The sequence below is a fragment of the Methylibium sp. genome (genome assembly GCF_035762065.1).
In the GTDB taxonomy this organism is placed as follows: domain Bacteria; phylum Pseudomonadota; class Gammaproteobacteria; order Burkholderiales; family Burkholderiaceae_C; genus Methylibium.
Genome location: NZ_DASTPW010000055.1, coordinates 64,474 through 78,035, shown reverse-complemented (window position 1 = coordinate 78,035; position 13,562 = coordinate 64,474). Strand labels below are relative to the sequence as shown.

The 13,562-nt window shown below is 71.5% G+C and carries 10 protein-coding genes; 5 read left to right on the top strand and 5 right to left on the bottom strand.

Annotation, left to right across the window (positions count from 1 at the left end; translation table 11 throughout):
- Positions 1-6 precede the first annotated feature (6 nt).
- The 3 genes from VFR90_RS17135 to VFR90_RS17125 all read right to left on the bottom strand — a co-directional run bounded on the left by VFR90_RS17135 (position 7) and on the right by VFR90_RS17125 (position 3,616).
- Positions 7-579 (bottom strand): TOL_0243 family YfiR-like periplasmic protein, encoded by a 573-nt coding sequence (locus VFR90_RS17135; protein ID WP_326407378.1) that lies wholly within the window; start codon positions 577-579, stop codon positions 7-9.
- A 6-nt stretch (positions 580-585) separates the two neighbouring features.
- On the bottom strand, positions 586-2,472 hold the full coding sequence (locus tag VFR90_RS17130) for a TOL_0244 family TonB-dependent receptor (RefSeq protein ID WP_326407377.1): 1,887 nt from the start codon (positions 2,470-2,472) through the stop codon (positions 586-588).
- Positions 2,473-2,653: 181 nt separating this feature from the next.
- Positions 2,654-3,616 (bottom strand): sodium-dependent bicarbonate transport family permease, encoded by a 963-nt coding sequence (locus VFR90_RS17125; protein ID WP_326407376.1) that lies wholly within the window; start codon positions 3,614-3,616, stop codon positions 2,654-2,656.
- 74 nt (positions 3,617-3,690) lie between these two features.
- Here VFR90_RS17125 and VFR90_RS17120 point away from each other — a divergent pair, with 74 nt between their 5' ends.
- From VFR90_RS17120 to VFR90_RS17110, 3 genes are read left to right on the top strand one after another with little or no spacing between them, the layout of a single operon-like run.
- Positions 3,691-4,650: a LysR family transcriptional regulator gene (locus tag VFR90_RS17120; RefSeq protein ID WP_326407375.1), complete on the top strand. Its 960-nt coding sequence runs from the start codon at positions 3,691-3,693 to the stop codon at positions 4,648-4,650.
- A 10-nt stretch (positions 4,651-4,660) separates the two neighbouring features.
- A complete protein-coding gene (locus VFR90_RS17115; RefSeq protein ID WP_326407374.1) occupies positions 4,661-4,834 on the top strand; it encodes a DUF2256 domain-containing protein in 174 nt (57 codons plus the stop codon).
- On the top strand, positions 4,831-5,988 hold the full coding sequence (locus VFR90_RS17110; RefSeq protein ID WP_326407373.1) for an FAD-binding domain-containing protein: 1,158 nt from the start codon (positions 4,831-4,833) through the stop codon (positions 5,986-5,988). The genes VFR90_RS17115 and VFR90_RS17110 overlap by 4 nt, the downstream gene beginning before the upstream one ends.
- On the opposite strand, the gene glgA is transcribed toward VFR90_RS17110, so the two are convergent.
- Positions 5,985-7,436, bottom strand: coding sequence for a glycogen synthase GlgA (gene glgA, locus VFR90_RS17105; protein ID WP_326407476.1), 1,452 nt, complete (start codon positions 7,434-7,436; stop codon positions 5,985-5,987). The genes VFR90_RS17110 and glgA overlap by 4 nt on opposite strands.
- 5 nt (positions 7,437-7,441) lie before the next feature.
- Positions 7,442-8,710: a glucose-1-phosphate adenylyltransferase gene (glgC, locus tag VFR90_RS17100; protein ID WP_326407372.1), complete on the bottom strand. Its 1,269-nt coding sequence runs from the start codon at positions 8,708-8,710 to the stop codon at positions 7,442-7,444.
- 144 nt (positions 8,711-8,854) lie between these two features.
- On the opposite strand from glgC, the gene VFR90_RS17095 reads away from it, so the two are divergent.
- Together VFR90_RS17095 and glgX are read left to right on the top strand one after the other, a co-directional pair.
- Positions 8,855-11,323 (top strand): glycogen/starch/alpha-glucan phosphorylase, encoded by a 2,469-nt coding sequence (locus VFR90_RS17095; RefSeq protein WP_326407371.1) that lies wholly within the window; start codon positions 8,855-8,857, stop codon positions 11,321-11,323.
- Positions 11,320-13,515 carry a glycogen debranching protein GlgX gene (glgX, locus tag VFR90_RS17090; RefSeq protein WP_326407370.1) on the top strand — a complete coding sequence of 732 codons (2,196 nt, stop codon included), beginning with the start codon at positions 11,320-11,322 and terminating at the stop codon, positions 13,513-13,515. The genes VFR90_RS17095 and glgX overlap by 4 nt, the downstream gene beginning before the upstream one ends.
- The last annotated feature ends 47 nt before the right edge of the window (positions 13,516-13,562 follow it).

The following is a 13,562-nucleotide window of genomic DNA, read 5'->3' as shown; positions in this document are numbered from 1 at the left end:
CAGGCATCAGCGCCCCGTCTCGACCGCTTGCGCCACGGCAAGCAGGCGAGCACTGAGCCGCAGGCCCCGCGCCTCGGCGGCGGGCATCGATGCCGTGAAACGCACGCGGCCTCCCTCGACGACGAAGTTCAGGATGCCACCCAGACGCAACCCGTTCTCTTGCTCGGTCACGATCAGCACCGCATGACGCACCGCCGCGGCCGACTCGCGCACGCGCGACTCGCGTCCAGCGCCGATGAACAGCACATGCAGGTCCGATGCGGCTTCTCCATCGCGAAGTCGTCGAAGGACCACGGCGTTGCCGCCCTCGGATCGAGCGCGATTGATCTGGTCGAGCTGGAATGCCACTTCCTCGCTGCCCACGACGCCAATGACCACCGGCTGGCCGGGTCGTAGCAAGGGGCCGGCCGGGCCATCGACGAAGCCCGGGAACTTGAACAGGAACGCAGCCTTGACTGCCGCTTCCGTCGGCATGGCGGGCGCAGGCGTCTGCGCCATGGCCGCGCACTGCAGCGAGGTCAGCAGTGCCAGGAGCACCCGGCGACCGATCAACAAGCTAGCGGACGAGCGGCCGGACATGACGGCTTACATGTCGAACGTGATCTGCAGCATGAGCCGCCGGCTCAACTCGCTGTTGGGCGCACCTCCGGCGCCCGTGCTCAGGTACTCGACGTGCCGACGGTCGAACAGGTTGCGACCGAGAACGGCGAGTCGGACCCCTGTCGTCACGCGCCACGCGGCACGCGCATCGACGGCCACATAGGCCGGCACGGATTCCGACAAGCCACCCACCCGGCGCACCATCACGTCGATCTCTCCGTCGCGGCTCACGTCGAAGGCGGCGCGAAGCGACCACTGCTCCCGGGGGTCGACACCCAGGTTGGGAAACTCGGTCCGGCTCGCGTCCAGCCCGCAGCAGAAGCGAAGGCTCTTGTGCAGACGGAGGTAGCCCCCGGAAAGCCGGAAAGAGGGTGCTGCTTGCCACGTTCCCCACGTCTCGAGGCCCTGCACATGGCCCTCGACGAGGTTCTCCACGGTGTTGGGGGGCGGCTGGCCGGGCACGCCGCTGCGCAGGCCCTTGTAGTCGGCCCGGAACAGCGTGGCCGACCAGCTCAGCTGGCCGCCGCGTTGGCCGCGGTGGCCCAGTTCGTAGACGTTGGCCACCTCCGACTGGAAGTTGGGCCCGCCGGCAATGAGGAACGGCGCCTGTCCGGGGAAGTAAAAGTCCTTGTCGATGCGTGCCGGCGCGCGCACCGCACGCGATGCGGCGGCCCAGGTGGTGGCGTCGGCGGAATGCAGCCATGCCAGACGCAGGCTGGGCAGCTTCTCCACCCCGGTGTAGCTGTTGCGCTCCAGCTTGATGCCGGCCGTGGCCTGGAGCTTCGGCACAAGCGTCCATTGGTACTGCGCGAACAGGTTGGACCAGCTCAATTCACGTTCGCTCGGCACGAAGAGGACAAGGGCATTGGCGACGTTGGCGTCCTTGGCCGTCCGGTATCCGGCGCCCCACAGAAGCTTGCCGACGGCGACGGCCGGCTCGTGGCTGAACTGCACGTCGCGGGTTTCGACGCGGTTGCGGAAAAGGTCGATGTCGTCGCGGTCGGCCAAGTCGTAGTACGCCTGGACCGTGTAGGCGGAGCCGTCGCCCAGGGTGCTGCGCCAACGCGTGAGCAAATTGCGGCCCCGGAGTTTTGGAGCGCGCGCGTTGGCGGGATCGTCGCCGCCACGGTAGGCGTCCCCCTGCACGGTGAGGGCGCCTTGCCCCAGCAACCAGTCGGCTCGAAAGCCCGCCTGGAGTCGGGAACTGCTGTCTTGCTGGCTGGTGCCGTCGGGCAGTTGCGTGTCGTCCCGGTCCACCGCCAGTCCGTACATGCGCAGGTGGCCGTCATCGCCGAGCCGCGTCCCCCAGCGCGCCACTTCGCGCCCGCCCTGTGCGGAGCGCGTGACGGAAAGCAGCGTGCCTTCGCTCTGCGCCGCGCTTCGGGTCACCACGTTGATGACGCCGTTCACCGCATTGGCGCCCCACAAGGTGCCACCCGGGCCGCTGATGACCTCGATGCGGTCGATGTCCTCGAGCACGACGTCGTTCGCGTCCCAGAAGACGCCGGCGAACAACGGCGAGTAGATGGTGCGGCCGTCGACCATCACCAGAAGCTTGTTCGCGATCAGGTCCTGGAAGCCGCGTGCGCTGATGGCGAACTGCCCGGCGCTCGTCTGCGCAACCTGGAGGTTCGGCGCCAAGCGCAGGGCCTCGGGAAGGTTGGTCGCGGCGGAGCGGCGGATCTCCTGCGCCGTGATGACATAGATCGACGCGGCCGCGCTTTGCAGGTTTTCGGATCGGCCGGAAACGGAGGTGACCTCGAGGTTGCTCAACTGTTCGAGCGTGAGCTCGGCCAGCTCAGGGGCCGTCGCCGTCGAGGTGCTGTCCGCGAGCGCAGCCGTCGAGCAACCGAGCAGCGAGGCGACGATCACTGACGCGAAGCAAGGAGGAGTGGCCCGCACGGATATCGTCCTTCGTCTGGATGCGCCGGGGGCGGTCGCGCCGGATGTTACTGAGCGCAGACCAGCGCGCGGACGCCTTCGCCGGCTCGTGCGAGAGAGGCCGATGCGCGCGCCGGAAGCGGGATCAGGGTGTGGCGCGAGCTCGGCCGAGTCAGGCCACGCGTTGCGCCACTGCCGCATACAGCGGGATGCCGAGCAGGATGTTGAACGGGAAGGTCAGGCCAAGCGAGAGCCCGAAGTACAGCGACGGGTTGGCCTCGGGGATCGCCTCGCGCAGCACCGCCGGCACCGCGATGTAGGACGCGCTCGCGGCCAGCGCCATCAGCAGCGTCGTGTTGCCCGGCGAGAGCCCGACCGCGAGCGCGAGCGCGAGCGCCAGGCCCGCATGCACCAGCGGGCCGACGATCGCGTAGACCAGCAGCCAGCCCGACTGGCCCTTCAGGCCCGAGACGTTGCGCGCGGCGAGCAGCCCCATGTCGAGCAGGAAGAAGGCGAGCATCCCCTTGAAGAGGTCGCCTGCGAAGGGCTGCATCGCCTGCCGGCCGGCCTCGCCGGTGAGCAAGCCGACGACCATCGCGCCGAGCAGCAGCAGCTGCGCGCCGTCGGTCAGGGATTCGTGCAGCACCTTGCCGAGCCCGTGCGTCTCGCTCGCCTGTTGCGTGCCGTCGGCGCGGCGCGCGAGGTTCGCGAGCACGACCGCCATCACGATCGCGGGCGACTCCATCAGCGCCATCGCCGCGGCCATGTGGCCGCCGTAGGCGACACCCTGGGTGTCGAGGAACTGGATCGCGGTGATGAAGGTGACCGCGCTGACCGAGCCGTAGGTCGCGGCCACCGCCGCGGCGTCGTAGCGCGACAACTTGCGGCGCAGCAGCCCGTAGCCGAGCAGCGGCACGACGACCGCGAGCGCGATCGCGCAACCCAGGCTCGCCGCCACCTCGGCGGTGAGGCCCGACTGCGCGAGCGCGAAGCCGCCTTTCAGGCCGAGCGCCATCAGCAGGTACAGCGACAGGAAGCGCGCGATCGGCGGCGGGATCTGCAGGTTCGAGCGCAGCGCGCCGGCGACGAGGCCGAAGACGAAGAACAGGATCGCGGGGTCGAGGAAGGTCTGCATCGCGGCGCGGATGCTCGCGGCCGGTTGGCATCCGAACAAGTGATATGTTCGGATTGATCTGATCGGACGAACCGATGAATCCTCCTGCAACGGCCACCGCCGCATTCCCCGCCGGCCTGGAGCGCGCGCCGCGCGCGAGCCTCGTGCAACTGCGCAGCTTCGAGGCAGTGGTGCGCCTGGGCGGCGTCGGTCGCGCGGCGCGCGCGCTGCACCTGGCGCAGCCGACGATCTCGACGCAGCTCAAGGAGCTCGCCGCGGCGCTCGGGCTGGTGCTGCTGGAGCCGCGCGGGCGCGGCCTCGTGCCCACCGCGCACGGCCTGCGCCTTGCCGAGGCGGTGCGCGAGATGGGCGCGTGCTGGCAGCGCTTCGAGGAGGACGCCGCGGCGCTGCAGGGCCTGAAGCAGGGCGTGCTGCGCATCGCCGCGGTCACCACCACCGAGTACTTCCTGCCCGACCTCCTCGGGCCCTTCGCGCGGCTGTACCCGGGCATCCGCATCGAGCTCGCGGTCGAGAACCGCGACGCGGTCGTCGCGCGGCTCGAGCGCGGCGCCGACGACCTCGCCGCGATGATGTTGCCGCCGGCGCACCTGCCGCTCGCGCGCTGGCCCTTCCTGAAAAACCCGCTGGTCGTGGTCGCCGCGAAGCGCCATCCGCTGACACGCCGGCCGCGGCTGCGCCTGGCCGAGCTGACCGGCGAGCCGCTGCTGGTGCGCGAGGCCGGCTCGGGCACGCGCGCCGCGGCCGAGGAGGCCTTCGCGGCCCAGGGCATCGCCTGGGCGCCGCGCATGGCGCTCGGCAGCAACGAGGCGATCAAGCACGCGGTGCGCGCCGGCCTCGGCCTCGCGGTGCTGTCGCGCCATGCGCTGGCGAAGGAGCCGGGTTCCGAGGGCCTGGCGGTGCTGCCGGTCGCCGGCTTCCCGCTGCGCCGTCAGTGGTACCTGGTGTGGCGCAAGGACCGCGCGCTGTCGCTGCCGGCGCGCACGCTGCTCGACGACCTGCGCGCGCGCCTGAAGGTGCGCGACCGGCCTGTGTGATGCTCGCCCGATGACGCGCGGCACCGGCGACTTCAAGGGCAACAAGGGCTACCTGCCGAGCAAGCCCTGCCTGGCCTGCGGCCGTGCGATGAGCTGGCGCCGCGCCTGGGCGAAGAACTGGGACGCAGTGCGCTACTGCTCGGAAGCCTGCCGGCGGCGCCGCGCGGCCGCCAAGCCGCCGTGACGCCGCCGATCGCGCTGGACGGGGCCGCGGCGCAGGCGCGGCTGGCGGCCGTGCGCCCGGCCGACTACGCCGCCACGCGCAACCACCTCGACGGCGCGGTGACCGGCCTGTCGCCCTGGCTGACGCATGGCGTGCTCGACACCCGCGAGACGCTCGCCGATCTGCAGCGCCGCCACGCGCTCGCGCCGCAGCACAAGCTGGTGTTCGAGCTCGGCTGGCGCGAGTTCTTCCGCCACGCCTGGCGCCACGACGGCGACGCGATCCTCGGCTCGCTGCACGCCGGGCTGCTGCCCGACGCGAGCTACGCGCGCGAGATGCCGGCGGACATCCGCCGCGGCGCGACCGGCCTCGCGGTGATCGACACCGCGGTGCGAACGCTCTACGCCACCGGCGCACTGCACAACCACGCGCGGATGTGGCTCGCGTCCTATGTGGTGCACCTGCGCAAGGTCCATTGGCGCGCCGGTGCCGACTGGCTGTACGCGCACCTGCTCGACGGCGATCTGGCGAGCAACCACCTGTCGTGGCAATGGGTCGCCGGCACCGGCAGCAGCAAGCCCTACTTCTTCAATGCCGAGAACGTGCGGCGTTTCGCGCCGCCGGCGTGGCAGGTCGATCGCACCGCGCTCGACACGCCCTACGAGGCGATCGACGCGATGGCGCGCGACGCCGGCTTCGTGCTGGCGCCCGACCCTGCGGCGCCCGGCATCGACGAGCCGGCGTCCACCGGCATGCCGCCCGCGGACGCCGGCTTCGCCGCGCCCGACGCCGCGGTGCTGAGCGGCCGAGCGGTCTGGCTGGTGCATCCCTGGTGCCTGCGCGATCCGCCCGCGGCGCTGCTGCCGGTCGCGATCCTCGAAGCCGACTTCCATCGCCGCTGGCCGTGGAGCGAACGGCGCTGGCGCGCGGTGACCGAACGCATGCGTGCGCTGACGCCGCACCGCTGGATCGGCGAAGCCGGCGAACTGCGGGCCGCGCTCTTGCAAGCCGCGTGCGTGCACGGCCGCGCCGATCCGCATCTCGGCCGGCTCGCGATCGACCTCGGCCTGAGCGAGCCGCCGGCGATCTGGCCCGAGCCCGGCCGGCGTCTGCGCTCGTTCTCGGCGTGGTGGACGGCGGTGCGCGATCGCACGCCCGCGGCGACCGGCTCCTAGCCGCGCGCCGCCTCGTACAGCGCCAGGTAGCGCCGCGCCGCGTCGTCCCACGATAAGTGCTGCTGCATCGCGCGCTGCATCAGCGTCTTCCACAGCGCGGGCTGCGCATGCGCCGCGATCGCGGCTTCGAGCGCGCCGGCCAGGCCGGCGCCGGTCGCGGCATCGAAGACGAAGCCGGTCGCGCGCCCGTCGTGCAGCGCCTGCGGGCTCGCGTCGACCACGGTGTCGGCCAGCCCGCCGACGCGCCTCACCACCGGGAGGCTGCCGTAGCGCAGGCCGTACATCTGCGTCAGGCCGCAGGGCTCGAAGCGCGAGGGCACGACGATCGCGTCGGCGCCGGCGATCAGCCGGTGCGCGGTCGCCTCGTCGTAGCCGATGCGCACCGCGACCTCGCCCGGGTGCGCCGCCGCCAGCGCGGCGAAGGCCGCCTCGAGCTTGGCATCGCCCGAGCCCTGCAGCGCGAGCTGCGCGCCGTGGCGCAGCAGCGTCGGCGCGGCGGCGAGCAGCAGGTCGAGCCCCTTCTGCGCGGTGAGCCGGCTCACCACGCCGAAGAGCATCGCGCCCTTGCGCGGCGCAAGCCCCAGCTCGGCCTGCAGCGCCTGCTTGCAGCGCGCCTTGCCGGCCGGCCTGGCGGCGCTGTAGGGCGCGGCGAGGTGCGGGTCGGCGGCCGGGTTCCAGACGCCGTCGTCGATGCCGTTCAGGATGCCGCTCACGTCGTCGGCGCGGCCGCGCAGCACGCCGTCGAGGCCGCAGCCGAACTCGGGCGTCGTGATCTCGCGCGCGTAGCTCGGGCTCACCGTGGTGATGCGGCGCGCGAACTTGAGGCCCGCCTTCATCAGGGAGAGCTGGCCGTGGAATTCGAGCGCGCTCGGCGCCATGAAGCGCGCGGGCAGGCCGAGCAGGCCGAAGTCGGCGCTCGGGAACAGGCCCTGGTAGGCGAGGTTGTGCACGGTGAAGACGGTGGCCGCGCGATGGCTTTCGGGGTGCGCGGCCAGGTAGGCGAAGGCGGTCGCGGCATGCCAGTCGTGCGCATGCAGCACCGTAGGGGCCCAGGCGTCGTCGAGCCCGCCGGCGGTAAGCTGCGCCGCGACCCAGCCCAGCAGCGCGAAGCGCTGCAGGTTGTCGCACCACTCGGCGCCGCCGGCGTCGAGGTAGGGGTTGCCGTCGCGCCGGAAGAGCATCGGCGCGTCGATCACGTAGGCCGCGAGGCCGCTCGCGGGAAGCGTGCCGAGGCGCAGCTGCACCCGCGCCACGCCGAACACCGGCCCCAGCTCGCGCACCACCCGCTGCTCGCGCACCGCCTCGACGACGGCCGGCCAGCCCGGCAGCAGCAGCCGCACGTCGGGGCCCTGGCGCGCGAGCGCCTGCGGCAGCGCGCCCATCACGTCGGCCAGGCCCCCGGTCTTGACCAGCGGGTAGATCTCCGCGCCGACCTGCAGCACCCGCATCGACGTCATGCGGCCAGCTTCGCGAGCATGTCGCGCGTGACCAGCGTGATCCCGTTCTCCGAAACGTGGAAGCGCTCGGCATCGGCCACCGGGTCCTCGCCGATCACGAGGCCTTCGGGGATGACGCAGCCGCGGTCGATCACCGCGCGGTTGATGCGCGCATGCCGCCCCACCTTCACCAGCGGCATCAGCACCGACCAATCGACCCGGGTGAACGAGTGCACCCGCACGCTGGAGAAAAGCACCGAGCGGAACACCGCGCCCGAGACGATGCAGCCGCCCGAGACGACCGACTCGATCGCCGAGCCGCGCCGATCGTCGCTGTTGTGCACGAACTTCGCCGGCGGCAGCTGCAGCTGGTGGGTCCAGATCGGCCAGCGCGTGTCGTAGAGGTCGAGCAGCGGGTCGGTCGCTGTGAGGTCGATGTTCGCGTCCCAGAACGCGTCGACGGTGCCGACGTCGCGCCAGTAGGGCTGGCCGTTGTGGCGGGTGCCGACGGCACTCAACGCGAACGGGTGCGCGGCGGCATCGCCGAGCTTCACCACGTGCGGAATGATGTCCTTGCCGAAGTCGTGGCTCGAGCTCGCGTCGCGCATGTCGCGCTCGAGCTGCCTGTAGAGGTAGCTGGCGTTGAAGATGTAGACGCCCATGCTTGCGAGCGAGCGCTCGGGGTCGCCCGGCATCGGCGGCGGATCGGCCGGCTTCTCGACGAAGCCGGTGATCAGCCCCTTCGCATCGACCGCCATCACGCCGAAGGCGGTGGCCTCCTTGCGCGGCACCGCGATGCAGGCCACCGTGCACGGTCGCCCCTTGGCGACGTGATCCGCCAGCATCCGCGCGTAGTTCATCTTGTAGATGTGGTCGCCGGCCAGCACGACGATGTAGTCGGCGCCGTAGCTCGCGAGGATGTCCTGGTTCTGGTAGACGGCGTCGGCGGTGCCGCTGTACCAGCGCTCGTCGTCGGTGCGCTGCTGCGCCGGCAGCAGGTCGACGAACTCGTTCATCTCGTTCTTCAGGAAGCCCCAGCCGCGCTGCAGGTGGCGCAGCAGGCTGTGCGAGCGGTACTGCGTGATCACGCCGATGCGGCGGATGTTCGAGTTGAGGCAGTTCGACAAGGCGAAGTCGACGATGCGGAACTTGCCGCCGAAGTGCACGGCGGGCTTCGCGCGCCCGTCGGTCAGGCCCTTGAGCCGCGAGCCGCGCCCGCCCGCCAGCACCAGCGCGACCGCGCGCTTCGGAAGATCCAGGCTCAGGACCAGTTCATCGGGTGTCATGCCTTGCCCCTGGCGATGGAGAGCCGCGAGCCTAAGCGAAACCCCGCGCCGTGGTGGACTGCCGTGGACCCTGCCGCAAGATCCGCGGCCCGGCGCATAAATTGCGATCCCGTCCCGCATCCTCGCGCTTCATCTCCGCACCGCATGAACGCTTCCAACTCCCCCGACGATCTCTCGCCACCCGACGGCGTCGCCGCCGGCCTGGACCGCGCGCTGATCGACGACATCGGCGTGCCGCCCGCCGACGCACGGCCCGCCGACCTGATGAACGCCACCGCGCACCTGGTGCGCAAGCGCCTGTCGCAGCGCTGGGTGCGCGGGCAGGCGCGCGAAAGCGCCGACAAGGCGCGCCGCGTCTATTACCTCTCGATGGAGTTCCTGATCGGCAGGACCCTGGGCAACGCGCTGGCGGCGCTCGACCTGCACGACGACGCCGCCGGCGCGATGCGCGCGCGCGCGCAGCGGCTCGAGGACGTCGCCGACCACGAGTGCGACGCCGCCCTGGGCAACGGCGGCCTCGGCCGGCTGGCCGCCTGCTTCCTCGACTCGATGGCGACGCTGGGCATCCCCTCGTTCGGCTACGGCATCCGCTACGAGTACGGCATGTTCGCGCAGGAGATCAAGCAGGGCGCGCAGATCGAGCATCCCGACCCTTGGCTCGAGAACGGCAGCCCGTGGGAATTTCCGCGCGGCAACGTCAGCCACCCGGTGCACTTCGGCGGCTGGGTCGAACACCGCGGCGAGGGCCGCGCGCCGGTGTGGCGGGCGGCCGGCGAGGTGCAGGCCAAGGCCTACGACATGGTGATCCCCGGCCACGCGAGCGAGCACGTCAGCACGCTGCGGCTGTGGAAGGCGGCGGCGCCGGCGCACATCGACCTGAACGCCTTCAACACCGGCGACTACGCGCGCGCGGCCAGCGCGAAGAACGAGTACGAGAACATCTCCTGGGTGCTGTATCCGAACGACAGCACGCCGGCCGGCCGCGAGCTGCGGCTGCGCCAGGAGTACTTCTTCGTCGCCGCGTCGATGCAGGACCTGATGGCCCGCCACCTGGAAGAGCACGGCACGTTCGCCAACCTGGCCGACAAGGTCGCGATCCACCTGAACGACACCCACCCGGCCATCGGCGTCGCCGAGCTGATGCGCCTGCTGTGCGACGTGCACGGCATGCCCTGGGCCGAGGCCTGGTCGATCTGCGGCCGCGTCTTCTCGTACACCAACCACACGCTGATGCCCGAGGCTTTGGAGACCTGGCCAGTCGCACTGATGCACCACGTGCTGCCGCGGCACCTGGAGATCATCTTCCGCATCAACCAGGAGCTGCTCGACTTCGCCGCGAAGCAGCGGCCCGACGACCACGACTTCCTCGCACGGCTGTCGCTGATCGACGAGCGCGGCGAGCGGCGCGTGCGGATGGCGAACCTGTCGATCGTCGGCAGCCACAAGGTCAACGGCGTCTCGGCGCTGCACTCGGACCTGCTGGTCAAGACGGTGTTCGCCGACTTCGCGAGCCTGTGGCCCGAGCGCTTCACCAACATGACCAACGGCGTGACGCCGCGGCGCTGGCTCGCGCAGGCGAACCCGCAGCTCGCGGCGCTGCTCGACCGGCGCATCGGCCCCGCGTGGCGCCGCGACCTCGGCGCGCTGGAGGGCCTGCTCGCGCACCGCGACGACGCGGCGTTCCGCGCCGAATTCATCGCGGTCAAGCGCGCCAACAAGCAGCGGCTCGCGCGGTTGATCGAGCAGAAGACCGGCACCGTCGTCGACGCTGCCAGCCTGTTCGACGTGCAGGTCAAGCGCATCCACGAGTACAAGCGCCAGCTGCTCAACGTGATGCATGCGGTGACGCGCTACCACGCGATCCTCGCGAACCCGCAAGGCGAGGGCGGCCTGCCGTGGGTGCCGCGCACGCTGATCTTCGCGGGCAAGGCCGCGTCGAGCTACTGGGCCGCGAAGAACATCATCCGGCTGATCCACGACGTGGGCGCGGTCGTTAACAACGATCCGCGCATCGGCAAGCTGCTGAAGATCGTGTTCGTGCCCAACTACGGCGTCTCGGTGGCCGAGACCGTGATGCCGGGCGCCGACCTCTCCGAGCAGATCTCCACCGCCGGCACCGAGGCTTCGGGCACCGGCAACATGAAGCTCGCGATGAACGGCGCGCTGACGATCGGCACCGACGACGGCGCGAACATCGAGATCCGCGAAGCCGTCGGCGACGCGAACATCTTCATCTTCGGCCTGAAGACGCCGCAGGTGCAGCAGTTCAAGCAGCACGGCTACCAGCCGATGCGCCACTACGAATCGAACCCGGCGCTCAAGCGCGTGCTCGACGCGATCGCCGGCGGCGCCTTCTCGCCGGACGATCCGGCTCGCTATCGCGGCCTCGTCGATGCGCTGCTGTGGGGCGGCGACACCTACATGCTGCTGGCCGACTACGAGGACTACGTCGCGACGCAGAAGCGCGTCGACGCGCTGTTCCGCGACGCCGACCGCTGGGCCGCGTGCGCGATCACCAACGTCGCCGGCATGGGCGTGTTCTCGTCCGACCGCACGATCGGCGAGTACGCGCGCGAGATCTGGCGGGTGCCGGTGCAGCAGGCCGGCGGATGACGCGACTGCTGCGGTCGCTGCGCGGGCTGTGGTGGAGCCCGTCCTCGCGTGCGCCGCTGCTCGAAGCGCCGACGCGGTCGCGGCCCGAGGCCGAGGGCCCGGAGCCGGCCGGGCTCGACCTGCAGCCCGGCCGGCCGTGGCCGCTGGGCGCCAGCGTCGATGCGCAGGGCGTCAACTTCGCGGTCGCGTCGTCGCACGCGCAGTCGATCGAGCTGTGCGTGTTCGACGACGCGGGCCGCGAAGAACTCGCCCGCGCGGCCCTGCCGGGGCGCAGCGGCGACGTCTTCCACGGGCATCTGCACGGCGCGCGGCCGGGGCTCGTCTACGGCCTGCGCGCGCACGGCCCCTGGCGGCCCGACAAGGGCCACCTGTTCAACCCGGCCAAGCTGCTGCTCGACCCGTATGCGCGCGAGATCGTCGGCCGCTTCGAATGGCACGACGAGCACTTCGCGCACGACCGCCAGCATCCGCGCCAGCCCGACGCGCGCGACAACGCCGCCACCGCGCTGAAGGCCCGCGTGATCGACGACCCGCTCCCGGCCGCGCCGCCGCCGCGCCGGCCGGCCCGGACGCTGGCCGAGACGGTGATCTACGAGCTGCACGTCAAGGGCTACTCGAAGCTGAACGGGCTGATTCCCGAGCCGCTGCGCGGCACTTACGCCGGCCTCGGCCATCCGGCGTCGATCGAGCACCTGCGCGCGCTCGGCATCACCGCGGTGAGCCTGCTGCCGGTGCACCAGCGGCTCGACGAAGAGCGGCTGCACCTGCAGGGGCTGAGCAACTACTGGGGCTACAACACCATCGGCTTCTTCGCGCCCGACCCGCGGCTGGCGGCCGCGCACGATGGGCAGGCCGTCAGGAACGAATTCCGCGCGATGGTCGACGCGCTGCACGAAGCGGGCCTCGAGGTGATCCTCGACGTCGTCTTCAACCACAGCGCCGAGGCCGGGATGGACGGCCCGAGCCTGAGCTTCAAGGGCCTCGACAACGCGACCTACTACCGCGGCCGCCACCACTGGCGCGACGGCCACGAGAACTGGAGCGGCTGCGGCAACACCTTCGACGTCTCCCAGCCGCGCGTGCTGCAGCTGGTGATGGATTCGCTGCGCTACTGGGTCGCCGAGATGCGCGTCGACGGCTTCCGCTTCGACCTCGCGCCGGTGCTCGGCCGCAACGAGCAGGGCGCCTTCGACCGCCGCGCCGCCTTCTTCACCGCGCTCGCGCAGGACCCGGTGCTCGCCGGCGCGAAGCTGATCGCCGAGCCCTGGGACCTGGGGCCGCACGGCTACCAGCTCGGCGCGTTCCCGAACGGCTGGGCCGAATGGAACGACAGGTTCCGCGACGAGGCGCGCAGCTTCTGGCTGCGCCACAAGTCCACCCGCGGCGCGTTCGCGCAGCGCCTGTGCGGCTCGTCCGACGTGTTCCAGCCGCGCGGGCGCCTTCCCGCCGAATCGATCCACTACGTCGTCTCGCACGACGGCTTCACGCTGGCCGACCTGCTGAGCTACGAGCACAAGCTCAACCACGCCAACGGCGAGAACAACCGCGACGGCCATGCGCACAACCTCGGCTTCAACGCCGGCGTCGAAGGCCCGAGCGCCGACCCGGCGGTGCTGGCGCTGCGCGCGCGGCTCGCCCGCGCACTGATCGCGACCACCGTGCTCGCGCAGGGCACCCCGATGCTGTGCGCCGGCGACGAGCTCGGCCACACCCAGCACGGCAACAACAACCCGTACTGCCAGGACGGCCCGACCACCTGGATCGACTGGGCCGCGGCCGACGAGGACCTGATCGCCTACACCCGCCGCGTGATCGCGCTGCGGCGCCTCGCGCGGCCTTTCGCCGACGCCTGGTACCACGGCGTCGCCGACGCGCGCGGCCTGCACGACCTCGCCTGGCTCGACGTCGACGGCGAGCCCCTGCACGGCCATGCCTGGCAGGACGGCCATCGTCGTGCCTTCGGCTGCCTGATCGGCCAGCCGGGCCGTGCGCAGGCGCCCTTGCTGCTGCTGTTCAACGCCGAAGCCGAGGCCCGGCCGCACCGCCTGCCCGCCGGCGTCTGGGAGGTGCTGCTCGACAGCACCCATCCGCGCGGCCTCGGCGCCTGGAGCGGGCAGGGCGAGAGCGACCTCGTGCTGCCGGCGGCGAGCGTGCTGCTGCTGGCCGCTGCGGGCGCGAACCTGCGGCTTTGAGCCGACGCAGCGAAGCCGACGGCGCCGCGCCCGCGTGGTCGCTTCCG

Excerpts from the sequence above, each read along its gene's own strand:
- VFR90_RS17135 (WP_326407378.1), bottom strand. The coding sequence starts at position 579 with ATGTCCGGCCGCTCGTCCGCTAGCTTGTTGATCGGTCGCCGGGTGCTC.
- VFR90_RS17125 (WP_326407376.1), bottom strand. The coding sequence starts at position 3,616 with ATGCAGACCTTCCTCGACCCCGCGATCCTGTTCTTCGTCTTCGGCCTC.
- VFR90_RS17120 (WP_326407375.1), top strand. The coding sequence starts at position 3,691 with ATGAATCCTCCTGCAACGGCCACCGCCGCATTCCCCGCCGGCCTGGAG.
- VFR90_RS17115 (WP_326407374.1), top strand. The coding sequence starts at position 4,661 with ATGACGCGCGGCACCGGCGACTTCAAGGGCAACAAGGGCTACCTGCCG.
- glgA (WP_326407476.1), bottom strand. The coding sequence starts at position 7,436 with ATGCGGGTGCTGCAGGTCGGCGCGGAGATCTACCCGCTGGTCAAGACC.
- glgC (WP_326407372.1), bottom strand. The coding sequence starts at position 8,710 with ATGACACCCGATGAACTGGTCCTGAGCCTGGATCTTCCGAAGCGCGCG.
- VFR90_RS17095 (WP_326407371.1), top strand. The coding sequence starts at position 8,855 with ATGAACGCTTCCAACTCCCCCGACGATCTCTCGCCACCCGACGGCGTC.
- glgX (WP_326407370.1), top strand. The coding sequence starts at position 11,320 with ATGACGCGACTGCTGCGGTCGCTGCGCGGGCTGTGGTGGAGCCCGTCC.